Origin of the sequence: Kitasatospora sp. HPM-01-4, assembly GCF_051374625.1 — a bacterium.
Classification (GTDB): Bacteria; Actinomycetota; Actinomycetes; order Streptomycetales; family Streptomycetaceae; genus Kitasatospora.
In genome coordinates, this window is sequence record NZ_JBPQGP010000005.1 from 4,460,183 (window position 1) to 4,484,448 (window position 24,266).

At 72.3% G+C, this 24,266-nt stretch carries 23 protein-coding genes and 1 tRNA gene; 1 reads left to right on the plus strand and 23 read right to left on the minus strand.

Annotation, left to right across the window (positions count from 1 at the left end):
* Window positions 1-85 precede the first annotated feature (85 nt).
* The 6 genes from ACSMTC_RS19405 to ACSMTC_RS19430 form a co-directional block, all read right to left on the minus strand.
* Window positions 86-1,549: a peptidoglycan D,D-transpeptidase FtsI family protein gene (locus tag ACSMTC_RS19405; protein ID WP_436560959.1), complete on the minus strand. Its 1,464-nt coding sequence runs from the start codon at window positions 1,547-1,549 to the stop codon at window positions 86-88.
* A 76-nt stretch (window positions 1,550-1,625) separates the two neighbouring features.
* Entirely contained in the window at window positions 1,626-2,984 is a 1,359-nt protein-coding gene (locus ACSMTC_RS19410) for an FtsW/RodA/SpoVE family cell cycle protein (RefSeq protein ID WP_436564738.1), read from the minus strand.
* 154 nt (window positions 2,985-3,138) lie between these two features.
* On the minus strand, window positions 3,139-4,743 hold the full coding sequence (locus ACSMTC_RS19415) for a PP2C family protein-serine/threonine phosphatase (RefSeq protein ID WP_436560960.1): 1,605 nt from the start codon (window positions 4,741-4,743) through the stop codon (window positions 3,139-3,141).
* Entirely contained in the window at window positions 4,740-4,904 is a 165-nt protein-coding gene (locus ACSMTC_RS19420) for a hypothetical protein (protein ID WP_436560961.1), read from the minus strand. Before ACSMTC_RS19420 ends, ACSMTC_RS19415 begins: the two co-directional genes overlap by 4 nt.
* A 6-nt stretch (window positions 4,905-4,910) precedes the next feature.
* Window positions 4,911-5,426: an FHA domain-containing protein FhaB/FipA gene (locus ACSMTC_RS19425; RefSeq protein WP_436560962.1), complete on the minus strand. Its 516-nt coding sequence runs from the start codon at window positions 5,424-5,426 to the stop codon at window positions 4,911-4,913.
* A 12-nt stretch (window positions 5,427-5,438) separates the two neighbouring features.
* Window positions 5,439-6,323, minus strand: coding sequence for an FhaA domain-containing protein (locus ACSMTC_RS19430; protein WP_436560963.1), 885 nt, complete (start codon window positions 6,321-6,323; stop codon window positions 5,439-5,441).
* 434 nt (window positions 6,324-6,757) lie between these two features.
* Between ACSMTC_RS19430 and ACSMTC_RS19435 the strand changes: the two genes are divergently transcribed.
* A tRNA-Leu gene (locus ACSMTC_RS19435) sits at window positions 6,758-6,841 on the plus strand.
* 148 nt (window positions 6,842-6,989) lie between these two features.
* Here the strand turns inward: ACSMTC_RS19435 and ACSMTC_RS19440 are convergent.
* The 17 genes from ACSMTC_RS19440 to ACSMTC_RS19520 form a co-directional block, all read right to left on the minus strand.
* On the minus strand, window positions 6,990-7,841 hold the full coding sequence (locus ACSMTC_RS19440; protein WP_436560964.1) for an ABC transporter permease: 852 nt from the start codon (window positions 7,839-7,841) through the stop codon (window positions 6,990-6,992).
* Window positions 7,838-8,767 carry an ABC transporter ATP-binding protein gene (locus tag ACSMTC_RS19445; protein WP_436560965.1) on the minus strand — a complete coding sequence of 310 codons (930 nt, stop codon included), beginning with the start codon at window positions 8,765-8,767 and terminating at the stop codon, window positions 7,838-7,840. The genes ACSMTC_RS19440 and ACSMTC_RS19445 overlap by 4 nt, the downstream gene beginning before the upstream one ends.
* A complete protein-coding gene (locus ACSMTC_RS19450; protein WP_436564739.1) occupies window positions 8,764-9,867 on the minus strand; it encodes a macrolide family glycosyltransferase in 1,104 nt (367 codons plus the stop codon). Before ACSMTC_RS19450 ends, ACSMTC_RS19445 begins: the two co-directional genes overlap by 4 nt.
* Window positions 9,868-9,950: 83 nt before the next feature.
* Window positions 9,951-10,265 (minus strand): transcriptional regulator, encoded by a 315-nt coding sequence (locus tag ACSMTC_RS19455; RefSeq protein WP_436560966.1) that lies wholly within the window; start codon window positions 10,263-10,265, stop codon window positions 9,951-9,953.
* Window positions 10,262-10,741, minus strand: coding sequence for a hypothetical protein (locus ACSMTC_RS19460; RefSeq protein WP_436560967.1), 480 nt, complete (start codon window positions 10,739-10,741; stop codon window positions 10,262-10,264). Before ACSMTC_RS19460 ends, ACSMTC_RS19455 begins: the two co-directional genes overlap by 4 nt.
* 54 nt (window positions 10,742-10,795) lie before the next feature.
* Entirely contained in the window at window positions 10,796-13,378 is a 2,583-nt protein-coding gene (locus ACSMTC_RS19465; protein ID WP_436560968.1) for an insulinase family protein, read from the minus strand.
* A gap of 39 nt (window positions 13,379-13,417) precedes the next feature.
* Window positions 13,418-14,317, minus strand: coding sequence for a hypothetical protein (locus ACSMTC_RS19470; protein WP_436560969.1), 900 nt, complete (start codon window positions 14,315-14,317; stop codon window positions 13,418-13,420).
* Complete coding sequence (locus ACSMTC_RS19475; protein WP_436560970.1) at window positions 14,314-14,955, minus strand: flavoprotein; 642 nt, start codon at window positions 14,953-14,955, stop codon at window positions 14,314-14,316. The genes ACSMTC_RS19470 and ACSMTC_RS19475 overlap by 4 nt, the downstream gene beginning before the upstream one ends.
* 17 nt (window positions 14,956-14,972) lie before the next feature.
* Window positions 14,973-15,932, minus strand: a complete 960-nt coding sequence (locus tag ACSMTC_RS19480) for an LLM class flavin-dependent oxidoreductase (protein WP_436560971.1) — start codon at window positions 15,930-15,932, stop codon at window positions 14,973-14,975.
* A gap of 29 nt (window positions 15,933-15,961) precedes the next feature.
* The gene (locus ACSMTC_RS19485) at window positions 15,962-17,770 is read right to left on the minus strand and encodes an ABC transporter ATP-binding protein (protein ID WP_436560972.1); all 1,809 of its coding nucleotides are present in this window, start codon (window positions 17,768-17,770) and stop codon (window positions 15,962-15,964) included.
* 29 nt (window positions 17,771-17,799) lie between these two features.
* Window positions 17,800-18,825, minus strand: coding sequence for a methyltransferase (locus ACSMTC_RS19490; protein ID WP_436560973.1), 1,026 nt, complete (start codon window positions 18,823-18,825; stop codon window positions 17,800-17,802).
* A gap of 132 nt (window positions 18,826-18,957) precedes the next feature.
* Complete coding sequence (locus ACSMTC_RS19495) at window positions 18,958-19,140, minus strand: LxmA leader domain family RiPP (protein WP_436560974.1); 183 nt, start codon at window positions 19,138-19,140, stop codon at window positions 18,958-18,960.
* Between the two features lie 107 nt (window positions 19,141-19,247).
* Window positions 19,248-19,457, minus strand: coding sequence for an LxmA leader domain family RiPP (locus ACSMTC_RS19500; protein ID WP_436560975.1), 210 nt, complete (start codon window positions 19,455-19,457; stop codon window positions 19,248-19,250).
* Between the two features lie 103 nt (window positions 19,458-19,560).
* Window positions 19,561-20,499, minus strand: coding sequence for a T3SS effector HopA1 family protein (locus ACSMTC_RS19505; RefSeq protein WP_436560976.1), 939 nt, complete (start codon window positions 20,497-20,499; stop codon window positions 19,561-19,563).
* Between the two features lie 8 nt (window positions 20,500-20,507).
* Window positions 20,508-21,584 carry a class V lanthionine synthetase subunit LxmK gene (gene lxmK, locus ACSMTC_RS19510; protein ID WP_436560977.1) on the minus strand — a complete coding sequence of 359 codons (1,077 nt, stop codon included), beginning with the start codon at window positions 21,582-21,584 and terminating at the stop codon, window positions 20,508-20,510.
* A 731-nt stretch (window positions 21,585-22,315) separates the two neighbouring features.
* Complete coding sequence (locus tag ACSMTC_RS19515; RefSeq protein ID WP_436560978.1) at window positions 22,316-23,491, minus strand: sensor histidine kinase; 1,176 nt, start codon at window positions 23,489-23,491, stop codon at window positions 22,316-22,318.
* Window positions 23,488-24,159 carry a response regulator gene (locus ACSMTC_RS19520; protein ID WP_436560979.1) on the minus strand — a complete coding sequence of 224 codons (672 nt, stop codon included), beginning with the start codon at window positions 24,157-24,159 and terminating at the stop codon, window positions 23,488-23,490. Before ACSMTC_RS19520 ends, ACSMTC_RS19515 begins: the two co-directional genes overlap by 4 nt.
* Window positions 24,160-24,266: the final 107 nt, after the last annotated feature.

The following is a 24,266-nucleotide window of genomic DNA, read 5'->3' on the forward strand; positions in this document are numbered from 1 at the left end:
CGGCCAGCCGAGACCAGACCGGTATCGACCGGCCGCGTCCCATTGTGACAAGCCCGCGGCCCGTACAGGGGCCACTCCTCGGGTCCTACTTGTTGAGGACGGCCTGCATCACCGACTTGGCGATGGGGGCGGCGATGCTACCGCCGCTGATCTCGTTGCTGGAAGCGGCACCGTCCTCGACCACCACGGCGACCGCGACGTCCTTGCCGCCGGAGTCCTTGGCGTAGGAGACGAACCAGGCGAACGGCAGTCCGGAGTTGTCCTGACCGTGCTGGGCGGTGCCGGTCTTGCCGCCGACCGTGACGCCGTCGATCTGGGCCTTCTTACCGGTGCCGTCCTTGACCACGCTCTCCATCAGCTGCTGGAGCTTCTGCGCGGTCTCGGGCTTCATCGGCTGGCTGAACTGGTGCGGGGAGTGCGTGGAGATGGTGGTGAGGTTGGCGGCGCGCTCCTCGCTGACCAGGTAGGGCTCCATCAGCACGCCGTTGTTGGCGATGGCGGAGGCGACCATGGCCATCTGCAGCGGGGTGGCGCGGGTGTCGTGCTGGCCGATGGCGTCCATCGCGGTGCCGTCGGGGCTGGAGCCCTTGGGGTAGTAGCTGGCACTGGCCCGGATCGGGATGTCGACCTTCTCGTTGTTGAAGCCGAACTTCTCGGCCTCGGCCCGCAGCTTGTCCCTGCCCAGGTCGGCGCCGATCTTGCCGTAGACGGTGTTGCAGGAGACCGCCATGGCGTCCCGGAGGGTGGCGTTCTCGCAGGGCTCGTCTTCGCTGTCGTTCTTCAGCTCGGTCTTGGTGCCGGGCAGGATGTACGGCTTCGGCGTGTCGGTCTTGTCGTCCGGGCTCTGGAACATGCCGTTCTCGAAGGCGGCGGTGGCCGTCACCAGCTTGAAGGTGGAACCGGGCGGATAGGTCTCCTTGAGCGCCCGGTTGAGCATCGGCTTGTTCGGGTCGTTCTGGAGGGCGGTCCAGGCCTTGCCGTCGGTGGCCGGGTCGCCGCCGGCGAAGGTCGACGGGTCGTACGAGGGGGTGGAGACCAGGGCCAGGATCGCGCCGGTCTTCGGGTCGATCGCGACGGCGGCGCCCTTCTTGTTGCCCAGCCCGTCGAAGGCGGCCTTCTGTGCCTTGGGGTCGATCGTGGTGACCACGTCGCCGCCCTGCTTCTGCTTGCCCGTCAGCATGTCGAGGGTGTTGCGGAAGAACAGCCGGGAGTCGGTGCCGGAGAGGATGCCGTCCTCCAGCTTCTCCAGCTGGGTGCTGTCGTAGGCCTGGGAGGAGTAGCCGGTGACCGGGGCGTACAGCGGGCCGTCGACCCAGGCGCGCTTGTACTTGTAGCGCAGGCCGTTGACGAAGTCGGACTTGGTGACGGGCTGCCCGGCCACGATGATGTTGCCACGCGGGTAGGCGTAGCGGTCGTACTTGTTGCGGTCGTTGTGGCTGTTGCTCGCCCAGGTGTCGGCCTGGACGCCCTGGACCCAGTTGGTGCGGACCATCAGGGCGAGGATCAGGACCATGCAGAAGATCGAGACCCGTCGGATGGGCTTGTTCACTGGGCTCCTCGCCTCCTTCGTGCGGTCACAGGGTCTGATTCAACCGCATCTTTCTTTACGTCCGCTGTGTGGGGGTTCACGGCTGTACGGCCTGGGTCGGTTCCGCCGGGGGACGGCGGGCGCTGTCGCTTATCTTCAGCAGCAGGGCGAGCAGTGCCCAGTTGGCGACCACGGAGGATCCGCCCTGGGCCAGGAACGGCATGGTCATACCGGTGAGCGGGATGAGCCCGGTGACTCCGCCGGCGACCACGAAGACCTGGAGCGCGAAGGCGGAGGAGAGGCCGACGGCGAGCAGTTTGCCGAAGGGGTCGCGGGCGGCGACGGCGGTGCGCAGGCCGCGCTGGACGACCAGGGCGTAGAGCAGGAAGAGCGCCATCATGCCGGCGAGGCCGAGTTCCTCGCCGAAGGAGCCGAGGATGAAGTCGCTCTTGGCGGCGAACTGGATCAGCCAGGAGCGGCCCTGGCCGAGGCCCGAGCCGGTGACGCCGCCGGAGGCGAAGGCCATCAGGGTCTGGCCGATCTGCTCGGTGGAGCCCTTCGGGGGGTTGGGGGAGAACGCGGCCATCGGGTCGAGCCAGGCGTCGATGCGGGTCCTGACGTGCGGTTCGGAGGTGGCGACCAGGGCGGCGCCGCCGACGGACAGCAGCAGGCCGACCACGATCCAGCTGGTGCGTTCGGTGGCGACGTAGAGCATCACCACGAAGAGGCCGAAGAACAGGAACGAGGTGCCGAGGTCGGTCTCGAAGACCAGGATCAGGATGGAGAGCAGCCAGACCACGATGATCGGGCCGAGGTCGCGTCCGCGCGGCAGGTACAGGCCCATGAAGCGGCGGCTGGCCAGGGCCAGGGCGTCGCGCTTGACCATCAGGTAACCGGCGAAGAAGACGGTCAGGATGATCTTGGCGAACTCGCCGGGCTGGATGGAGAAGCTGCCGAAGCGGATCCAGATCTTGGCGCCGAAGTCCTCGGCGCGGGCGGGGAAGAAGGCGGGCGCGGCGAGCAGCACCAGGGCGACGGCCATCGAGATGTAGGTGTAGCGCTGGAGGATCCGGTGGTCCTTGAGCACCACGATCACGCCGATGAACAGGGCGATGCCGAGGGCGGACCACATCAGCTGGTTGGCCGCGGCGGGGAAGTTGCCGCGCAGCAGCTTGCCGGCCTTGTCGAGGCGCCAGATCATCACCAGGCCGAGGCCGTTGAGCAGGGTCCCCAGGGGCAGCAGCAGGGGGTCGGCGTACGGGGCGAAGCGGCGCATCGCCAGGTGCGCGACCAGTGCGAGCGCCCCCATGCCGGCGCCGTACGCCATCATCCCGCTGGGGAGCCGGTTGTCCATGGCGAGGCCGACGTTGGCGTACGCGAGGATCGGCAGCAGGACCGCGAAGGCCAGCAGGGCGAGCTCGGTGTTGCGCCGGTTGGGGGCGCCCTGCGGGGTGATGGTGGTGTTCGTGCGCTGGCTGGGGCGCGCGCCGGAACGGCTGCGCGGGCCGGCGTTGCGGCGTCGGCCGCCGGACTGGCCGCTGCTCAGGTCAAAGGTGCTCACGTGGTAACCGCCCCCTGACGGCTGAGTGGGCCCGCGCGGGGGGCCGGGGTCACTGGGTCGCGCAGTTCTTGGCCAGCTCCTGGTCCTGCTCGCTGAGGGTCGGAGCGCCGCCGGGGCTGCCGGCCGCGGCGGAGTGGGCGGAGTCCTGTGCCGGGGCGTTCTGGGTCCCGATCGGGCTGCCGACCGCCGAGGGGCTGGGGCTCGGCGTGGCGGCCGGGGCCTGGGTGCCGGGCTGGGCGCTCCCGGAGACCTCCTGGCAGACCTTGGCCTGGGCGGCGAGGCGCTTCACCTGGTCGTGGGCGTCGTCCAGGCTCTTGGCCTGGATGGTGTTGCCCACCTGGGTGCGCTGGTAGGCCGGCAGGAACTTCAGTTCGACGTCATCGTGCCGTTCGTACACCGAGGAGAGGTTGATTCCGGCCAGGTTCTGGTTGAGGCCGCGGTAGATCGCGACGTGCTCGCCGTCGGTGCCGACGAAGTACTGGTCCTGGGTCCACTGCCAGCCGAACCAGCCGGCTCCGCCGATCAGGCCGAGGGCCAGTGCCACCGCGAGGGAGATCTTCAGCCCGCGGCCCTTGCGGCGCGGGGTGTCCTCGTCGTCCTCGTAGTCGTCCTGGTAGGGCTGCTGCTGCTCGGGTGTGCCGTACCCGCCGTACGGCTCGCCGTAGCCGCCCTGGGGCTCGCCCTCGGGGTAGCCGTAGCCGTCGGCGTACCCGTCGCCGTAGCCCTCGGCGGGGCCGAAGCCGGGCTGCTCGTAGCCGCTGGCCGGGCCGAAGGCGCCCTGCGGGCCCTGCGGCGGCCGGCCCAGGCCCGCGGCGCGGCCGGCCGGGGTGTTCAGGATGGCCTGGTCGTGCACGCTGGAGGGCGGTGCGTCGGCGACCGCGCCGACCACCACCGGGATGTCGGCGAGCTGGCCGCTGAGGGTGTCGGTGGCGCCGACGTCGATCACGTCCGCGACGATGCAGGTGATGTTGTCGGGGCCGCCGCCGCGCAGCGCCAGCTGGATCAGCTCCTGAACGGTCTGCTCGGGGGCGTAGAAGCTCCCGAGCGTCTCCTCCAGGGTCTGGTGGCTGACCGGGCCGGACAGGCCGTCCGAGCAGATCATGTAGCGGTCGCCGGCCCGCACGTCGCGGATCGACAGGTCGGGCTCGACCTGGCCGCGGCCGTCCAGCGCGCGCATCAGCAGGGAGCGCTGCGGGTGGGTCTCGGCCTCCTCCGGGGTGATCCGGCCCTCGTCCACCAGCCGCTGCACCCAGGTGTGGTCCTGGGTGATCTGGCTCAGGGTGCCGTCGCGCAGCAGGTAGGCGCGGGAGTCGCCGATGTGGACCAGGCCCATCCGCTGGCCGGTCCACAGCATCGCGGTGAGGGTGCAGCCCATGCCCTCGAGCTGCGGGTCCTCCTCGACCATCAGGCGCAGCCGGTCGTTGGCGCCCTGGACCGCGTCCTTGAGCAGGGTGAGCAGGTCGGCGCCCGGGACGTCCTCGTCCAGGCGGACGATCGAGCCGAGCACCTCGGAGGAGGCGACCTCGCCGGCCGCCGCGCCGCCCATGCCGTCGGCCACGGCGAGCAGCCGCGGCCCGGCGTAGCCGGAGTCCTCGTTGCCCTCCCGGATCAGACCCTTGTGGGATCCGGCCGCGAAACGCAGCACCAGACTCATGCCCCCGCCTCGATTCGCCTCTGGGCGGTTTCGCCGGGCGAAGTCACACTGATCAGCTCGCTCATGCGGAACGGGACCCCCTTCAGGGCGTCGGCGCGCACCAGGGCGGCAGCGTGGCAGCCGCGTGCCCGGCCGGGCGTGAACGGGATGCTGTCCCTCATGCGCTACTACTTCCGCAGTTCGATGACGGTCCTGCCGATACGGATCGGCATGCCCGGCTGGAGCGGGGTGGGCGTGGTGAGCCGCTGCCGGTCCAGATAGGTGCCGTTGGTGGAGCCTAGATCCTCGACCGTCCACTGCCCAGTCTGATCCGGGTAGATCCTGGCATGCCTGGAGGACGCGTAGTCGTCGTCCAGCACGATGGTCGAGTCGTGCGCCCGGCCGAGCGTGATGGTCTGGCCCTGGAGGGCCACCGTGGTGCCGGCCAGCGAGCCCTGGACCACGACCAGCTGGGTGGGCGCGCCCCGGCGCGGCCGGGGCTGGGCCGGCGCCGTCTGCGCCGGAGCGGCCGGCCGGCCGCCGGACGCGTTCTGGGCGGGGGCACCGGTGGCGCGCCGCGAGGAGCGCGGGTTCACCTTGGTGCCGAACAGGTCGCTGCGGATCACCTGCACCGCGACGATGACGAACAGCCACAGCACGGCGAGGAATCCAAGCCGCATGACCGTCAGGGTCAGATCTGACATAGGTGGCCCGCTCTACCCTTCGACCTGTCGGTAGACGATGGTGGTGCTCCCCAGGACGATCCTGGAGCCGTCGCGGAGCGTAGCGCGCTGGGTGTGCTGTCCGTCCACCACGATGCCGTTGGTGGACCCCAGGTCGAGCACCATGGCCGGGGTACCGGGGCGGATCTCGGCGTGCTTGCGGGAGACCCCGGGGTCGTCGATGCGGATGTCCGCCTCGGTGGAGCGGCCGAGCACGACCCCGTTGCCGGTCACCTGGTGCCGGGCGCCGTTGACCTCGATCCAGCGGCGGGTGGTGGCCGAGCCGCCGCCCGCGCCCGGGAACGGGCGGACGTTGCCGCCCGCGGCGGGCGGTACGGTCGGCGGCGCCGACGGCATCGGGGGCATCGCCGGGGGCGAACTGGGCTGGGGCGGCGCGCCGTACGGGTCCGCGCCCTGCTGCTGCCACGGCGCGCCGGGCGCGGGCGGGGTGGGCTGGCGGCCGTAACCGGCCTGGGCCGGCGGCGGGACGGGCTGCGGGGGCTCCTCGGAGGCGAGGGTGCGGCTGCGCACCCGGTACAGGCCGGTGTCGAGGTCGTCCGCCTTCTCCAGGGTCACCTGGAGCGGGCCCATGAAGCTGTAGCGCTGGGCCTCGGCGTACTCGCGCACCATGCCGGCCAGTTCGCCGCCGAGCTGGCTCGAGTACGGGCTGAGGCGCTCGTGGTCGTGCGGGCTGAGCTCGACGATGAAGTCGTTCGGGACCACGGTGCGGTCCCGGTTCCAGATGGTGGCGTTGTTGTCGCACTCGCGCTGCAGCGCTCCGGCGATCTCCACGGGCTGGACCTCGGACTTGAACACCTTGGCGAAGGTGCCGTTCACAAGACCCTCGAGTCGCTGCTCGAACTTCTTCAGGACTCCCACGGGGCACCCCCTTCCAAGGGCTTCGGTCGGGCCTCCTGCTCGGCCTACTTGCGGTACTTCCGTACTGATCGTATCCACGCCCGGCCCATCCGTACGGTTCCCCGGTGATGTGGCTGCCGCCAGCGGGGCATCGCACGGGGCGGTGGCGGCCGCCTGGCGGGTGCCCGGGAAGGTGTTCGGCAGTGGCAAGCCAGGGCTACCCCCGGACGGGCCCGCTCACCCCTGGCCGAGCCGTCCGAGGCCCCCGTCCGGCGGGTGTCGGGACCGCCTCCGGTTGCGGGCCCGGGGACGGATTCGTAGGCGCCCCGCAGGTCGTGCTAATGTTTTCCATGTCGGAAGGGGCGCCCGCAAGGGAGCCGAACGGAAGACCAGCGGAAATCAGGTAAGATTCTCTGCGGGTCGGAAGAGCGGAAGACTCCAACGGCAACACCCATGCGCGGGTGGCGGAATAGGCAGACGCGCTGGATTCAGGTTCCAGTGCCCGAAAGGGCGTGGGGGTTCAACTCCCCCCTCGCGCACAGCGAAGAGGCCGGTAGGTCCCGATGAGAATCGGGCCGACCGGCCTCTGTTGTTTTGCCGGCTCCGGGATCCGGAGCCGGCTTCCGCAGATCCGGCCCGGCCCCGGTGATCGCACTGGGCCGGACCGGTGGTCTTCGGCGCGGGAGTTCAGCCGAGGCGCTGCAGCGCCTTGTCCCGGCGGAGCGCCACGGCGGAGCCGGATTCGCGGCGGGCCATCCTGCGCAGGACGGCGGGCGCCAGCGCGAGGCCGAGGACGGCCCACAGCCCGAGTGCCCCGGCGGTCTCCAGGTGCCGCCAGTCCCCGCCGGCCTCCACCGCGACCGCTCCCTGGGGCAGCAGCGCGGAGCGGGTGCCCAGGCCCAGCCAGTAGAAAGGGAACAGCTGGCCGACGGTCTGCAGCCAGCCGGGCATCGACGTCAGGGGGAAGAAGATCCCGGAGATCGAGACGAGCCCCATCATCGGCAGCATGATCAGGCCGAGGCTGCGCGGAGTGCCGACCAGCGAGCCGATGACGGCACCGATGGGCAGAGTGGCCACCAGACCCAGGGCAAGCACCCACAGCAGGGTGAGGACGCCCACCGCTCCCCGGGGTGCCACACCGTCCAGCAGGAGCGCTCCGGGGACCAGGACGGCGGCCACGTTGACCAGCACCGAGCCGGAGGCCGTGACGATCTTGCCCACGAGGTAGCCGGTCATGCCGTTCGGTACCACCTTGGCGCGCAGCAGGGTTCCGTCCTCGCGTTCCACCGTGAGCATCTGGGCGAGGCCGATGACCCCGTTGAAGCCGACGCTCATGCCCACCAGGCTCGGCAGCATGAACGCCCCCACGGACACCCGGGCGCCGCCGAGGGCGTGGTCCCGCAGGAGGAACATCGAGGCGAGCAGTACACCCACCCAGACCAGTTGGCCGATGAGGTCCTGCCGGTTGGTGAAGGACTGCTTCAGCTCGATGGTGCCGCGCCGCACTCCGGCGCGGACGGCGGACCACAGGGGGCTCATCGGGTGCTCTCCTGACGCTCGCTCCCGGCCGCGGCGCCCCGCCCGGCCTCGCTCTCCCGGACCATCGACAGATAGGTGTCCTCCAGGCTGGGCCGCCGGACGTCGAGGTCCTCGACCGCGGCGCCGTGCTCCTCGAACAGGCGGCGGACGAACCGGGTGGAGTCGGCCGTGGTCCGCTCGAAGCTCCGTCCGCCGAGAGACCAGCGGACCCGGGCCTCGGTCGACATCAGCCGCGAGAGTTCGGCGGCGGAGCCGTCGGCGACGATCCGGCCGCCCAGCAGGATCAGGATGCGGTCGGCGAGTTTCTCGGCCTCGTCGAGATCGTGGGTCGTGAGCAGCACGGTCGTCTCGTCGGAGGCGAGCCGGCGGACCAGGTCGTGGAACTCGCGCCGGGCCTGGGGGTCGAAGCCTGTGGTCGGTTCGTCGAGGAACAGCAGCTCGGGCCTGCCCACGATGCCGACGGCCACGTCGAGCCGGCGCCGCTGGCCCCCGGAGAGGCTGTTGATCCGCTGGTCGGCGTGGTCGCCGAGCCCGACCGCCGCGATGAGGTCGTCCACGTCCCACGGCCGCCGGATCCGGTCGGTGGAGTACGGGGCGTAGTAGGAGCCCAGGTGTGCCAGGAGCTCCCGCACCCGCCACTTGCCGTGGTCCCGCCAGGACTGGAGGACGACGCCCAGGCGGGCGCGCCACCTCTCGTCGCCGCGGGCCGGGTCGCTGCCGAGCACGCTGACCTCGCCGGCTGAGCGGGCGCGGAAGCCCTCCAGGATCTCGATCGTGGTGGTCTTTCCCGCGCCGTTCGGCCCCAGGAGCGCCAGCACCTCGCCTCGCCGCGCCGTGCAGTCGACGCCGTTCAGCACGTCCCGGGTCCCGTAGCGCATCCGCAGGCCCCGGACCGATATCACGCTCTCGCCGTCAGGTGTCCTCATCGCGCGGCTCCGCGCAGATGGGTCTCGATGACGTCGGCGGCCTGTCGCGCGCCGCCGGATTCGAGGATCTCGGCGCGCATGGCGTCCAGGCGCCGGGCGATCTCCTCGTCCCCGGCCACGGCGAGGACGGCCTCGCGCAGCCGGGCCGCGGTCGCCTCGGAGGCGGGCACCAGCCGGCCGAGCCCGAGCTGCTCGATCCGGGCGCCGGTGACCAGCTGGTCGGCGGCCTGGGGCACCGCGACCAGCGGCACGCGGTGGGTGATCGCCTCCATGGTGCTGCCCATGCCGCCCGCCGTGACGAAGGCGCTCGCCCGGGAGAGCACCTTCATCTGCGGGACCCAGCGGCAGACCTCGAAGTTCGCGGGCAGCTCGCCCAGGTCGGCCGTGTCGTGGTACCAGCCGAGCGGCATCACCACGTGCCAGTCCAGGTCCTTGAAGGCCTCGACGCAGGCGCGGAGGAACTCGGGCCGGTCGCTGTAGACCGAGCCCAGCGACACCAGCAGCACCGGTCGGCCGTCCGGCGCGTGCCAGTCGCCGTCCACCGCGCGCTCCGACGGCATGGGGCCGACGAACGTGCAGTGGCCGGGCACCCGCTCCGCCTTCATCTGGAAGGAGCGGGGGATCATCACCAGGCAGGGCGCCGGCGGGGCCGCGGCTGCCGCCGGTGCGCCGTCCGGGGCGGCGGGGGCGATGCCGAGGTCCTGCTCGAAGCCCTCGTAGAGCACATGGGTGGGCGAGAGCTGGATCCGCGGTACCCCCCACCTCTGCGCGAGAACGGGCGCGTGTGCCGCCGCGAGGTCGTAGACGACCGCCTCCGGCGGGTCGTCGTCGTAGGCGGCCGCGAGCTGCGGCAGCACCGCGAGGTACTCGTCGTGGAAGCGCCGCAGGACCGCCGTGCCGTCGCCGCCTCGGGGCATCGCCCAGTCCGGGCGTCCCCGGGTGGGGAAGGTGGAGCGGTACCGCACCGGGGTGGCGCCCGCCTCCTCGACCAGGGCCGCGAAGTCGTCGCTGACCGCGTAGCTGACACGGTGGCCGCGCGCGGCGAGCTCGGTGACCAGGCCGAGTGTCGGATTGACATGGCCGTGTGCCGGGATGTTCATGAAGGCGATGTGTGCCGGGCGCTGCGGCGGTACCGCGGTACCGCGGTGTCGGACGGTGTCGGACACGGTCTCCCCCAAGGAGGTCACTGGTTCTGTGGATCCTGCGGCCCGGCGAGGTCGGCGATCCGGCGCAGCTCGGCCAGGTGGCCGGCCAGGGCGGTGCGCCCCTGCGGAGTGAGGGCCAGCCAGGTGTACATCCGCGACTTCGCCGCCTTCTTGGTCACCGACACGTACCCGGCCTCCTGCAGGATCCTGACCTGCTTGCTCAGGACCGAGTCGCTGATCCCCAGCGCCTCGCGGACCACGGCGAATCCCAGCGAGTCGACGGTGGCGAGCATCGCGCAGATCTGGAGCCGGTGGGGTGGGTGGATCACCTCGTCGAAGGCGGGCCCGGTCATGCCCCGTCCCGCAGATCCCGGAGCAGGGCGTCCTCGATGCGGCGGCCCATGGCGACCGTCAGGACGAACGCCAGCACGCCGCACCCGGCCATCGAGCCGCGCAGGCCGACGGCCAGTTCGACGACCAGTCCGAGGGCGATCAGGGCCGCGAACGCCGCGGAGTAGGCGGTGGAGAGCCGTCTGGCGCCCGGGGTGGCCAGGTACCGGTCGACGGCGACGCCGGTGGAGCGGTTGACGACGGTCGACAGCACCAGCGGTACCAGGAAGAGGCCGAGGAGTACGCCGTAGGGGATCAGGGAGCGGCCGATGCTGACCGTGGAGAAGGCGAAGACGAACGAGAGGCCCAGGCCGGCGTGGTACCACCAGGGGCTCCTGGCGAGGTCGGCCACCCGGCCGCGCGCCGCGCTCACGCTGTCGAGGGCCGCCAGGGCGTCCTGGGCGGCCCGGTCCCGATGAGGGCTGTTGTCACTTTCCATACTGGAAAGCCTAGTACCAGCTTTCCAGTATGGAAAGTGTTTGCCAGGGCCGGTTCACCGTCCGGGCGGGCCGCCCGCCGGCCAGTCGCCGAGAGGCCGGGCGACGTCCTCGGGCACCGCCGCTCCCAGCGCCACCGTCGTCCGCAGGCAGCCGGCGAACAAGCCGGCCCCCGCCTCGGCGACCGCCGCCGGCGCCGTGGCGAGCAGCAGGCCCGGCATCCGGGTCACCCACTCGGGCTCCCGCCCGGCGGCGATCGACCGGTACAGCAGATCCGCCAGTGAGGACGGCGAGTCGAGGACTCCGAGCAGCTGTCCCGCGCAGAAGTTCCGGGCCGCGTCGACCTCGGCCGCCGACGGGGGGTCGACGGCCATCCGGCGCAGTTCGTCCCGGACGGCCGTCACGGCCGCCCGGTGCAGCCCCTCGGGCACCCGGGCCCGGACGTAGCTGCGCTCGGTGCCGGTGAAGAGGTCCCGTCCGCTGTACAGGTCGAGGCCCGGCCGGTTGATCCCGGCGCACCTGGACGCCAGCCGCGAGCGGTAGTAGCCACCGAGCACCGCCGTGGCCAGGAAGCGGGCGGGGTCGCCGGCGTCCCCTGCGGGCTCGGGACCACACCAGGTGAGATGGAGGTCGGGGAGGTCCGGGGCGGGGACGGTGAGCGATCCCTCGGCGCCCCAGGGCGCGGCCCGGTGGTGCGGTCCGCCGTCGGCGCCCTCCCACCCCGACAGCGCTTCGGCCACCCGCGCCGGGAACAGGTCCGGGTCGAGGTCGCCGACCGCGACGAAGACCGCCCGGGTCGGCACCACGGCGCGGCGGTGGAGTTCGTCGAGCGGGAGGGGGGCCGCGGGCCCGCCCGGCCCGGCCAGGGCCGCCAGACGGCGCAGCCGCAGCGCCTCGTCCATCCGGTGCGCGGGGGTGGCGGGGCGGGGCCGCCCCGGTGAACGCGCGGGCTCGCGGCCCGCGGCGCCCCTCCCGCGCAGGACGGACCCGAGGGCGGCCAGCCAGGCGTCCGTTCCGGCCGTCGGCGCGTACCCGCGGAAGTCCAGCCACTCGCCCTCGGCCGACACCCGGAGTTCCCCCTGGGGCAGGGCGGTCCGGGAGTGTGCGGTGAGCCGTCGGGCGAGCAGGTCGAGGTCGTCGCGGTGGTCCCAGGCGGCCGGGCCCGGTACGGTCCGCAGCCTGAACTCGATCAGTGGCGCGCGCCGGTCGGCGACCGCCACGACCCGCAGCCCGCGGCCGGTGGTGCTGTCGCTCAGCTGCGGGCGGCGGACCTTCGGCCAGGGGCCGAGCGGCGGCATGCTCCCGGGCCCCGCCGGGCCGGGCGCCGGCCGGGCCGTCTCGGGGTGCGGTGCGGTGTGCGCGGGGGCCTGCCCGGTGCCGTGGACGGGCTCCGGCCTGGTCCGGACCGGGCCGGGCTCCAGGACGAGGACGGCGTGGTGTGCCCGCCGCAGCGCACGGGCCGCGCCGGCGACCTGCTCGGGATCCAACCGGCCGATCAGGGACGGAAGTTCGTCCAGGAGGTCGGCCCGCCCGAACAGCGCCTCCAGGCGGCCGAGGGCGCGGCAGCGGCTCAGCAGGTCGCTGTGCTCGCGGTGCAGTTCCATGGCGAGCCCGGGGACCGTCTCCGCCACGTCCGGCGCCACGGCCCGGGCCTCGGACCACTCGGACAGCCGCTCCTGGAGTGCGGCCAGCGCCGCGTCCGGGGTGAAGGCGCCGGGCAGCAGGGAGGTCACGACCAGGGCGTCGGGGTCCTTGGCGTCGAGCGGGCCGAAGAAGCCGCAGCCGGCGCTGAGCGGCAGCGCGCCGCCGGCCGCGCCGCGCCGGCCCAGGAGCGCGGCCAGCACGGTGTGGGCGAGGTACTCCGGCAGTGCGGTGGCCGGGTCGGGCAGCCGGTGCGCGATGGCGAGGGCGGTGGCCGGGACGCCCGGCTCGGAGCAGGTCATCCTGCGGTCCGCGGTCGGGAGCGGTTCATCCAGGCCGGGCCCGGCGGGCACCGGGCGGGCCGGGATGCCGCCGAAGTGGCGCTCGATCAGCAGCCGGGCGTGGTCCGGGTGGTAACCGCCGGTCACGGTGAGCACGGCGTTGCCCGGTGCGTAGTGCGTGTCGAAGAAGGCCGCGCAGTCCTCGACGGTGATCCGCCTGAGGTCCTCGATCCGGCCGTAGCCGTCATGGGTGCTGGCGAAGGAGTCGAACAGCACGCCCGGCAGCAGCGGCCAGGGGAAGCCGCCGTAGGGCCGCTCGGTCACGGCCTGCCGGATCTCGCTCTCGATCCCGTCCAGTTGGAAGGCGAGTGCCTCGGGCGTGAAGCGCGGGGCGCGCATCCGGTCGGCCTCCCTGAACAGCGCCTGTTCGAGGGCCGCCGCCGGGACGCTCTGGTAGTAGTCGGTGTAGTCCTGGTGGGTCGTCCCGTTGGCCAGCCCGCCGAGCGCGTGCACCTCGTCGAAGAACCGTCCTTCCGGGAGGTTCTCGCTTCCCCGGAACATCAGGTGCTCGAAGAGGTGGGCGAATCCTTCCCGGCCGGGCGGCTCGGAGCGGAACCCCACCCGGTAGTGGACCGCGACCGCCACCCTGGGGGCGCCCGGTTCCGGGGCGAGGACCACGCGCAGCCCGTTGGGCAGGGTGAATCTGTTCAGGGACACCGGCGACTGCTCTCCGTCCACTATGGTCGTGCTTCCGCGTCACACATCGATGAGGAACCTCAGGAATCCGGCGTACCGGTCGATCTCGTCCCTGCTCCAGCCGACGTAGGCGGTGAAGTCGTGCAGGTGGAGCAGGACGCGCAGGGCCGCTGACCGGCTCCACTCCGGGCCGAGGTCGCGCCCGTAGCCGTCGAACAGCGCGGACAGCAGCCGGCCCCAGGCGTCCTGGTCCCCGCCGACGTACCACTTGAGTTCGACCAACTCGCCGACGACCCAGCCGAGATCGGAGTACCAGGGCGCCACGGACACGTCCTCGCCGGTCAGCAGGTCCGCGGTGGCCGCGGTGGCGCCGACGACCAGTGAGCCCAGCCCCGGTGCACCGTGGACGAGGACCAGGTCGGTGTCCTCGGCGAGCCGGTCGTACCACTCCCGCACCCTGGCCAGCCGGTCTTCGCCGAGTCCGGCCCGGAGGTGGGATTCGAGCAGGGCGGCCCGCGGGGACTGCGCGCGCCCGGCCAGCCAGTCGCCGAGCCTGGTCAGCGCCCGGCTGCGCGGCAGGGTGGCCGGTCCGTCGGGGACGGGACAGGCGTGTACGGCGGCCAGCAGCCGCCCCATCCCCCGCAGGGGCTCCTCCAGGGCGGCGAGAGGGCCACCGCGAAGCAGCACACCCGCGGCCGACTCGGTCCCCCGGACCCGGTAGGTCCTGCTGTCCCCACCGTCCGCCGAGAGCACCAGCCGGGCGTCGCCGGACGGCGTCAGCGCGGCCAGGCCCTGGAGCAGCGGGTGCGCCGCCGGCACGAAGGGCTCGGGGGCGAGGTCGCCGAGGGTGCGGCGCCAGTGGAACTCCTCGCCGTCCGTACCGGTCACCGTGGTCCGCAGCAGACCGGTGCCGAACTCGGCCAGGGGCTGCTCGCTGCGGCCCTCCCGTACCGCCGTCATCGCTGCGTCCTGTCCGCAAGGAACGCGGCCGTGCTCCCCGGCCCCTCGTTTCCGGCGTCCGCCGCGAGCCGCATGCGGCAGCGTTCGAGCCCTCGCAGCACCTCCGGCATGGGCGGTGGCACCCATCCGTCGGCGCGTCCGGTGGTCAGGCTCAGCCCCTGTACCGGCGGTATCAGGGCGACGTTCGGGCGCTTGGCCAGCGTGGCCCAGTGGGCCCGGCACGCGGCGCTGTCCAGGCCGCCGGGCGGCAGCGCCGGGGCCACCGCGACGGGGGCGGTGGTGCACTGGGCCGCGAGCAGGGCGGGGCTGTCCGCCAGACCGATGGCGAGGCGGCCCATGAAGTGCAGGGTCGCCGGGTAGACGACGACCGCCTCCGCCCATTCGGCCCACTCGACGTGCAGCGCCCGGGCCCGCCGGGCCGGCCAGGCGTCGGGGAAGACCTCGCCGCGGAGCCGGAACTCCAGTGCCTGCCGGGTGACGAAGCGCTGTGCGCTGCCGGTCACCACCATGGTGATCTCCAGCCGCGGGTAGGCCTCCTGCAGCCAGCCGATCCAGAACGGCATACCGGTCGCCGACGCGGACCCCGAGGTGATCAGCAGCAGGCGGTCCACCCCGAGCCCGGGGGTCTCGCCCGCCACGAAACGCGGCTCTTCCACTAGGCCACCGCACCGAGGACGGTTTCGAGTTCCGACAGGGCCGCCCGGCTTCCGTACCGCGCCCAGACCCCGGTGACGTTCAGCACCACGTCGTCGACGCCCGCGTCCTGGAACTCGCCCAGTCGGGCCGCGAGTTCGGCGGTTTCCCCGAAGAGGAACGCGCGGCCCTCGACCAGCGCCCGGGCGCCCCGGCCCGGATCGGCCGGGTCGGTGTCGATGCCCGACCGGCGGAGCATGTCCCGGTAGTGCGGCATGCTCAGATGGCCCGCGTTGCCGGCCAGCGCCAGCTCGGCGGCATCCCGGCCCGGCCCGCTGAGGGCGAGCGGCACGATCGCCACCAGCCGGGGGACCGGCCGGCCGGCCGCGGCGGCACCCTCGCGCAGTGCGGGCACCACCACCTCCCGCAGGTACGGGGCGGGCGTCAGCCAGGTGATCGCCACGTCGGCCACCTCGCCGGCGAGTCTGGCCATCCCCGGGCGCAGCACTCCGACACCGGTCTCGATCGGCGGTCTGGGCATCATCGGCAGCTCGCTCCGGCACGAGAAGTGCTCACCCCGGTACGCCACCGAACCCTTCTCCAGGAGCTCCCGGACGATGGTGAGGTAGTCACGGACGGCCCCCAGCTGGCTGGCGTAGGGGGCGCCGAGCAGGTTGCGCTGCAGGGCCGCCGCTCCGGGCCCGAACCCCGCCACCACCGAGTGCCCCATCGTGACGGCCAGGGTCTGCATGTGCAGCGCGGCGTCGTAGGGGTGCCGGAAGGGCATCAGCGTCACGCCCGTGCCGACCGGCACGCGGAACCCGCTGGCCGCGGCGTACGCGAAGGTCTGGTGCGGGTCGCTGGCCAGGGCCTGGCCCTGCCAAAGCCGGTGCGCCCCGCTCCACTGGGTCAGGGCGGCGAAGGGCAGGATCTGCTCCGGCCGGGGCGGCGCGAACGGCACCAGGACGGAATACGTGCTCAAGGGGGTCTCCAGGTTGTTCCGACGGGGGGTCAGGCAGTGGCTGGCACCGGTGTCCCGGCCGGCGGGGAGGCCGGCAGGCCGGGCACCGCGCTGAGCATCTGACCGCTCACCAGGTCCGCGTAGTTCGGGCAGTCGCGCAGCAGTTCGTCATGGGTGCCCTGGCCCACCAGCCGTCCGCCGTCGAGGACGATGACGTGGTCGGCGTGCTGCACGGTCGAGATGCGGTGCGCGACCACCAGCACGGCGCGGCCGGCGGCCAGGGTGTCCACCACGTCCCGCAGCTTCTGCTCGTTGATGCTGTCCAGCTGTGAGGAGGGCTCGTCCAGCAGGACCAGCCGGGCGTCGGACAGCACCGCCCGGGCCAGCGCGAGCCGCTGCCGCTGGCCGCCGGACAGGTCGTTCGCCCCGCCGAGGACCGTCTCCAGGCCGTCGGGCAGGCGCCTGATCTCGTCGGCGAGGCCCACCTTCTCCAGCGCCTCGTACAGCGACTCGTCGGGCAGTGCGGTGTCCTGGCCGAGCTGCAGGTTGCTGCGCACGGTGTCCTGCAGCAGGGTCGACGCCTGGTCGACGTAGGCCATCCGGCCGCGCAGTTCGTCCAGCGGCCAGTCGGCGGCCTCCCGGCCGAAGATCCGGACGCTGCCCGAGTCCTCGGTCACGAACCGCTCGATCAGGCCGAGCGCCGTGGTCTTCCCCGAGCCGGACAGGCCCACCATGGCGGTGAGTCCCCTGCCGGGCACCACCAGGTCCGTCTCCCGCAGCACGGGGGTGGGACCGTAGCTGAAGCTGACCTTGTCGAAGCGCACGGCGGGGGTGCCCTCGGGGGCGTCGTGCCCGGTGGCGGGCCGGGGCACGGACTCGCCCGCGGGCCCGCCGGCCTCCCGGGGCAGTGCGAAGAAGTCGTCGAACCGCTGCCGGGCGACCAGGCCCACCTGGAGGCCGTTGACGCCGGAGGCCGCCATGATCAGCGGAGCGGTCAGCTGCAGCAGGTAGAGCAGGAACGCGACGAAGTCGGAGAGCGACAGGTGACCGTCGATCATCCGGGCACCGCCGCCGATGACGACCGAGACCAGCGCGATCTGCTGGCCGAGGTTGATCACCGGGACCATCAGGGATTCCATCCGGGCCGCGTCGATCTCGTGCCCGGCGACGCGCTCGGCGCTTCGGGCGAGTTCGCCGGCGACCGTCCGCTCGGCCCGGTACGCCTTGATGATCGTCACGGCCTGGACGGCGGCGGCGAAGTGCTGCGCGAGAGCGCCGACCTCCTCCCCGACGATCGCGTACTTGCGGCGGAGCCCCTTGACGACGGCGACGACGACGCCCGCGGCGACCAGGAAGGCCGCCACCGTGATCAGCAGCAGGACCCAGTCCATGATCCCCATGATGATCAGCGTGCCGATCACCGTGGCGCCGGCCATCGGCAGCTGGATCGGGCCGATGTCGATGACCGCCTTCAGCCGTGCGGCGTCGGCGGTGACCCTGGCGACCATGCCGCCGGGGCCCTCCTCGCGGACGTTCGACGTCGGCAGGCGCAGGGCGTGGTCCATGGTCCGGATCCGCAGCCGGCACAGCAGCCGCTGGCCCATCCTGGACAGCAGGTAAGCGGCCACCGCGCCGGACACCGCCGTTCCCAGCCCCACGCCGACCATCGCCAGGGCCCAGAGGGTGAGTCCGTGCCCCTGCTGGATGGCGGCGATCAGCTTGCCGACCAGCATGGGCAGGGCGAGCGTGGCACCGGTGGAGGCCACCGAGAGGACCGCGATCAGCACGACCTGGCCGCCTCTGCCCGCGGCCATCTCCCGCAGGATCCTCAGTTTCCGCGCTGGTTCGGGTGCGTTCATGGTGCTGCGACTCCTTTGGCGGTTGGACCTCAGACGGCCGGGGCTGCGGAGAACTCCAGCAGGGACCTGAGAGGGGTGGCCGGGCCTTCCCAGGTGAGGCGGAGGCCCGCCGCCGCCCCCAGTGCCTTCAGCTGCTCGACCGTGCGTACCGGGGCGGGCATCGTGGCCCTCAGCCACAGCCGCATCCCGGCGGCGGGAGCCGCGATGTTGACCTCCGCCAGCAGGACCTTTCCGTCGGCGCCGGCCGCTTCGCCGCAGCGGCGAAGGATGCGGACGGCGTCCTCGTCCCGCCAGTCGGCGAGCACGGCCGACAGAAGGTAGACGTCCCCGCCGGGCGGCAGCGGTTCGAAGAAGTCCCCCACCACGGCCTCGGCCCGGTCCGCCACCCCGTTCGCGGCGAACCGCCGGGTGCTGACGGTGACGGCGTTCGGCAGGTCGACCAGGAGCCCGTGCAGGTGCGGGTGGCGGTCGAGCAGTTCCAGCAGGATCGTGCCGTCATGGCCGCCGACGTCGACCACCCGGCCGACGCGGCTCCAGTCGTAGCCGGTGACGATGTTCTCGGTGTCCCAGCCGAGTTGGTCGGGGTTCCTGCCCTGGCGGACGGCGTTCTTCCGCTCCATCGCGGCGAGGAACTCCGGTTCCTCGTTGACGGATTGCCAGTAGCCGCGGCCGAACACCGCGGCGTGGCTGGGCTCTCCGGTGCGCACCGTGTGCACGAGGTCCACCAGTGCCAGGTCGGCCCGGCCGAACAGGCCGTCCGTGCGCAGCAGTTCGCGGATGCTGTCCGGCGAGTCGGACTCCAGCGGCCTGCCCAGGTCGGTGACCTCGAAGCCCTTGTCCTCGCGCTTGGCGAGCAGTCCGAGGTCCACGAGGTAGTCCAGGAACTCTGCCATCAGATCCGGCCTGGAACCGGTGAGTTCGGCCAGATGGGCCGGGTCGTCGACGCCGGCCGTGATGTGGTCGACGATGCCGAGGGTCGCGGCGGCGCGGATGGCCGACGGAGCGAGCAGATCCGCCTTCCGCAGCAGTTCTCCGCCGTACTCCGGATTCGACACGCTGTCTCCGATCCTTGCCGGCCGGTGCCGGGTTCTTGTGTGAGGTGCAGACGAGAGCGGGACGGTCGCCGGCGGGCCGTGCGTGGGACCGTGGGGTCGGCGGTCCCACGCACGGCGCCGTGATCCGGTGGATCAGCAGCCGGTGACGACCGTCTTCGAGACGATCTGGCTGGTCATCCAGCTGACGGCGGCGGAGGCGGCGCAGGCCGGCGTGGTGGCCGGGGCGTCGACGGCGGCCGCGAGGCCGATCTCCTCGGCGGTGCTGTAGGCCTCGTATCCGGCCATCAGCTCCATGATCGCGGAGGACTTCTCCATGGTTCTTCCCTCTCTTCTCGGTTTTCTCGGTCTGCCCTGCCCGGCCGTTGTGACGGGCCGGGCAGGGGACTTTCGGGTTGGCGGCAGGCCGCCGATGTGACGGACGGTCAGCAGGTGGCCTCGTAGGTGGCGCTGCTCACCGCGCTGGCGGCGGCGGAGGCGCAGTACCAGGAGCTGGCGTAGCTGACCGCGACGCTCCAGGCGCACACCGGGGAGGTGGCCGGGGCGTCGGACGCGGCGGCGACGTTGAGCTCCTCCACCGCCGTGTAGGCGTCGTAGTTCGAGACGAGCTCCATGATCGACGCACTCTTGTTCATCGTGGAAAACCTTTCGTCCGGAAGCTGAGCTGAAAACAGGGAATGCGTATACTCACTCCCTGCAATCGGCTCGGCAGTCGTCCGGCGGTTTTCCGCTGAGGAGTCAGTCCGAATTCGTATTGCGGGCCGGGGCGGCCGGGTCGATTCCGGCTGCCGTGAATTTCTCGGCGATGGTCCGCTCGAGCTGGGCGTCCTGCGGCCGGTTCGTCAGCAGTGCGTCGGCCAGCACCGTCGCCCGGTGCTGGCCGAAACTGAGGCCGCGCATGCCGGGACCGGAGTCGGTGGGCTCCCAAGCGGTGGCCACGCCCTCGGCCAGGCGTTCGGTGAAGGCCGAGGTCTCCGCTCCGACACCGGCCAGACCCCGGACGGCGTCGGCGACGCCCATGGCCGCGGCGGAGAATTCCGGGTCCAGATAAACTACCAGGGAATCGCGGCGCGGATACAGTTCTCGTGCGGAGAGTACCTTTGCGCGATAAACAACCCCAGCGCCCTCCAAATATTCCAGGACCCTGGCCCAGATGGCAATAGCTTTTTCCGGATCGGTCAGGTGGACATAGCAGCGCAGGGTTTCGTTGCCGAGCCGGCGGTAACGGGATCCGTCGACCAGGAAGAAACCCGGCGAAAGGGCGGGACGGCGGGACGGTACGGCGATGTCCACCACGTCGCCCGGTGCCGCATCGGCAGCGCCGCGCAGCGCGGTCTCGGGGACCCAGACACGTATCGCGTCGCGCAGGACGAGCAGCCGGCGGCCGTTCTTCCCGTCCGGCTCGGGCGGCGAGCAGACCTTCACCGGTACGACCGTCTCGCGGTGCGGAACCGCCTGGTCGAGCTGCCGTTCGAACTCGGGCTCGCGGATCCGCAGCGGCAGCGCGCTCTTCCCGTCCGGCTGACCGGCGTGGAGCACCTGGTAGAGGGCTTCGGAGAGCAGGCGGCGCATCTCGCGAGGGTTGTCGGCCTCGACCTCCCGGTCCCCCACCGTCGCGCTCAGTCCGTCCGGTGCGACGCGGACCGCCTGCAGCGCTTCCAGCAGCGCCGGGGACACACCAGTGTTCATGCGGGCTCTCCGAATCGCAGCGTGTCGACGAACTTCTCCGGTGTCAGCAGGGCGGCTCGGCCGATCCCCGCCGCGGCCCGTTCGATGCCGGTCAGCCTGGCCGTCCGGGAGGCGCCGGCGATCAGCCGGTCCAGCAGGTGCCATCCCGCGAAAGCCGTTGCGCGGACGGCGAGTTCGTCATCGTGGTCGCCGCGGGCCGCCCGGTATCCCCGCCAGAAGTGCTCGACGCGGGGGAGGAGGCGGTTCATCTTCTCCACGCCGCGCTGGAGCACGGCTTCGTGGGTGAGCTCGAAGTCGACGAAGGCCGAGTCGCCGCGGGTGGTCACGATGTCCAGGACCGACCGGTACAGCCATTCGCCGGCGAAGGCCCCGACGTCCCGGGCGGGATCCGCGAGCCGGAACTCCTCCCAGTCGGTGAGGTAGAGGTCGGAGCCGGAGACCAGCAGCTGATCGACTCGCAGATCGCAGTGGGAGGGGACCTTGGGTGCGGCGCTCTCCCGCTCGCGCAGCCGCTCCAGTCCCTTGATGAGGGGCGCGTCCGCCTGGAGGAGCCGCCAGACCTCCAGCTCGCCGTAGCTGCAGTTGTCGAAGGCGGCCGATGGGAGGCCGTGCAGAAGGTGGACCGGCGGGTACTGCGGCAGGGACCGGTCCATTTCCCCGGCGTCGGGCACCCGCGCGCCGTGGAGGTTCCCGACCAGTTGTCCGACCTGGCGGGCCAGTTTGTCGTCGAAGGACTCGTCGACCATCAGCTCGGCCCCGCTGCGGATGTCCTCCAGGCAGTCGAAGGCCACCAGGCCGGCGCTCTCGTCGCTGCCGAGGAAGGCCGGGCGGCGCAGCAGCAGGGGGTCGATTCCGGCGGCGAAGAGTTCGAAGGAGAGCAGGCGGCGCATTCTGGCGCGCACGTCCTCCTCGGTTCCGTTCAGCCGTTTGACGAAGACCTTCCGCCCGCCGGCGGTGCGCCCGGTCCAGACGTCGTTGCGGCCCACCGGAGCCGCGAGTGAACCGCGGTCGAACGGTCCGAGGCCGAGCCGCTCCAGCAGGGCGTCCACCGCGGGCACCTGGTCGAGATCCACGGGTCTGAACCCGCTGGGAGGTTCCCCCGCCGCCTGTTCCCCGGGTCCTGGCCGACCCGCCGACGCCGCCGGAACCACTAAACGCGCGCTGCTCATGTTCCCCCCTGCTATGGAGCCGTGCCTGACGGCAGACCGGATCACCCGTGCCAGGTGCGCATGACTGGGCATGCGGTCGGCAGGGGTGGGTGGAGGTATTCCTGGAACTCGGTGCGAATGAATGTGAATACACGACTGAACGGGTCTCATGGCGTTGGATTCCCGATGCGGATCACCGAATCCGAAAGGCCCCGTCAGTGGATTCCGGTGATGCCGGGTCCATGACTCAGCCGCCTTGATCCCGTTCGTCCCGAGACCGTAGACGATCACATCTTCATCACTCAAGACCCGTCTTCCAGGTGTGATCCACGCCATATCGAAGGGGGGTGATCGGCTCGGCCCCGCTTTCCGGGGAGGGTGGGGGCGGTCGTCCGGTCGGTGCGTTCCGCTGCTCCGGTGGCCCGGCGGTCGGCCTGCCGGACCCCGAGGGCGGCGGGATTCGTCGGATGACTTGCCGGATCCCTTGTGCTCGACGGCAAAGTCCTCGCAAACTTGTGCGGGGTCGATGGATTTAGCCGTGGTCTGGCAAGGGTCAAGGAAGTATCAAGAACGCCTTGGTGGGGCGGTTTTTCGGGCTGTGCCGGAGTCGGTTGGTGTGCCGAGCGGGCCGTCCGGCCCTACCGCAGGGGTACGCGTCACTCGCCGACGGCCGGGAGTTCGGCGCAGACGGTGAAGCCGCCGTCCGGGGTCGCGGTGGCGGAGAAGGCCCCGCCCAGGAGCTGGGCGCGTTCGCGCAGGCCGACCAGGCCGTGGCCGCCGCCGGGGAGCGGGGCCTGGCCGGGCAGCCGGGGCGGGCGGCCGTTGCGGACCTCGACCAGCAGCCGGGTGCCGCGGGTGGCCAGTACGACGTCGACCTGGGCGCCGGGGGCATGCTTGCTGATGTTGGTCAGGGCCTCCTGGACGGTGCGGTAGGCGGCTCGCTCGACCGCCTCGGGCCAGGGCCGGTCGCCGGTGCCGAGCCTGACCTTCACGCACAGCCCGCTGTCCGCGATCAGCCGGGGCAGGTCCGCGAGCCGGGGCTGCGGGGCGAGCGACTCGTCCCGTCGCACGCCGGCGGCGCGCAGCACGCCGACCATCTGGCGCAGCTCCTCCAGCGTGCGGACCGAGAGCTCCCTGATGGTGACGGCGGTGGACCGGGCCGCCGGGTCGGCGGTGCTCACCTGGAGCGCACCGGCCTGGATGCTGATCAGGCTGACCTGGTGGGACACCACGTCGTGCATCTCGCGGGCCAGCCGGGCCCGCTCGGTGGCCAGCACCCGTTCGGCCAGCAGCCGGCTCTCGCGCTGCTGGCCCTTGGTCAGTTCGTCCAGCCGGACGGCCAGCTCGCGCCGGGTGCGGGCCAGCATGCCGAGGGCGGTGGGCGCGGCTCCGAGCATCGCGCACTGGATGGCGTAGAGCGCGTTGTCCCGGTCGAACGCGAGCGGGTGGTCGGCGAGCGGCCAGTGGAAGAACTCGGAGAGCGCGAAGGCGCAGGCGCCGGCCGCGGCGGCCCACGGCCGGGTCCGCCGGGAGGCCACCGAGTAGACGGCGGTGATCTGGGCGATCCAGATGAAGGTGACGAAGCTCGCGGGCAGTGTGAGCAGCAGCACCAGTACCGGGCAGCGGCGGCGCAGCAGCAGCGCCAGGGTGGCCAGCGCGGCCAGGGCGCGCTGCCACCACGGGGTGTCCAGGGTGACCAGGACGGCGTCCACCGTGGAGGCGAGGACCGGCAGCAGCAGCATCAGCCAGGGTGCGGTGAGCCAGCCCGGCCGGGGGCGGCGGGATATGGAGGACGGCGGGCCGGCGTCGGCGGCTGCGGTGTCGGCGGTCATTCGCCGCTCTGGTCGGGACCGCGGACCAGGCCGGCGCGGTTGGCGACGACGGCGGCCTGGACGCGGTTGGCGGCGCCCAGCTTGCCGAGGATGGCGCTGATGTGGTCCTTGACGGTGCCGGTGCCGAGGAAGAGCCGGTCGGCGATCTCGGCGTTGGACAGCCCCTCGCCGAGCAGGGCCAGGACGTCCAGCTCGCGGCCGGTGAGGCCGCGGGTGAGCGCGGCCGCCTCGGCGTCCGGGCCGCCGCCCTCGACGTAGCCGCTGATCACGGTGCGGGTGACGGTCGGGGAGAGCACGCTGCCGCCCGCCGCGAGCACCCGTACGGCGTGCACCAGCTGCTCGGGAGCGGTGTCCTTGAGCAGGAAGCCGGCGGCTCCGCCGCGCAGCGCGGTGCCGATGTACTCGTCGGTGTCGAAGGTGGTGAGCATGGCGACGGCCGGCGGGTCGGGCAGCGCGCGCAGCCGGCGGAGCACCGAGATGCCGTCCAGGTCGGGCATCCGGATGTCCAGCAGGACGACGTGCGGCTGCAGCCTGGCGACGCGGTCCTCGGCCTGGCTTCCGGAGCAGTCGCCGACCACCTCCAGGTCGGGGGCGGATCCGACGATCAGGCCGAGGCCGGAGCGGACCAGGATCTCGTCGTCCACGATGAGTACGCGGATCGGCGTCATGGTCTTCTTCTCCTCGGGTCGGGCGGGTTGCCAGGACGGCGACGGCGGGCTGCCGGGTTCGAGCCTAGGGGCAGCCGGCAGCGGGCTGCGCCCGGATCGGGGGGAAG

What these genes read in the sequence shown, in the direction of transcription:
- ACSMTC_RS19415 (WP_436560960.1), bottom strand. Translation starts at nt 4,743, where the DNA reads ATGAGTCTGGTGCTGCGTTTCGCGGCCGGATCCCACAAGGGTCTGATC.
- ACSMTC_RS19420 (WP_436560961.1), bottom strand. Translation starts at nt 4,904, where the DNA reads ATGAGGGACAGCATCCCGTTCACGCCCGGCCGGGCACGCGGCTGCCAC.
- ACSMTC_RS19425 (WP_436560962.1), bottom strand. Translation starts at nt 5,426, where the DNA reads ATGTCAGATCTGACCCTGACGGTCATGCGGCTTGGATTCCTCGCCGTG.
- ACSMTC_RS19440 (WP_436560964.1), bottom strand. Translation starts at nt 7,841, where the DNA reads ATGAGCCCCCTGTGGTCCGCCGTCCGCGCCGGAGTGCGGCGCGGCACC.
- ACSMTC_RS19445 (WP_436560965.1), bottom strand. Translation starts at nt 8,767, where the DNA reads ATGAGGACACCTGACGGCGAGAGCGTGATATCGGTCCGGGGCCTGCGG.
- ACSMTC_RS19450 (WP_436564739.1), bottom strand. Translation starts at nt 9,867, where the DNA reads ATGAACATCCCGGCACACGGCCATGTCAATCCGACACTCGGCCTGGTC.
- ACSMTC_RS19455 (WP_436560966.1), bottom strand. Translation starts at nt 10,265, where the DNA reads ATGACCGGGCCCGCCTTCGACGAGGTGATCCACCCACCCCACCGGCTC.
- ACSMTC_RS19460 (WP_436560967.1), bottom strand. Translation starts at nt 10,741, where the DNA reads ATGGAAAGTGACAACAGCCCTCATCGGGACCGGGCCGCCCAGGACGCC.
- ACSMTC_RS19470 (WP_436560969.1), bottom strand. Translation starts at nt 14,317, where the DNA reads ATGACGGCGGTACGGGAGGGCCGCAGCGAGCAGCCCCTGGCCGAGTTC.
- ACSMTC_RS19485 (WP_436560972.1), bottom strand. Translation starts at nt 17,770, where the DNA reads ATGAACGCACCCGAACCAGCGCGGAAACTGAGGATCCTGCGGGAGATG.
- ACSMTC_RS19495 (WP_436560974.1), bottom strand. Translation starts at nt 19,140, where the DNA reads ATGGAGAAGTCCTCCGCGATCATGGAGCTGATGGCCGGATACGAGGCC.
- ACSMTC_RS19500 (WP_436560975.1), bottom strand. Translation starts at nt 19,457, where the DNA reads ATGAACAAGAGTGCGTCGATCATGGAGCTCGTCTCGAACTACGACGCC.
- ACSMTC_RS19515 (WP_436560978.1), bottom strand. Translation starts at nt 23,491, where the DNA reads ATGACCGCCGACACCGCAGCCGCCGACGCCGGCCCGCCGTCCTCCATA.
- ACSMTC_RS19520 (WP_436560979.1), bottom strand. Translation starts at nt 24,159, where the DNA reads ATGACGCCGATCCGCGTACTCATCGTGGACGACGAGATCCTGGTCCGC.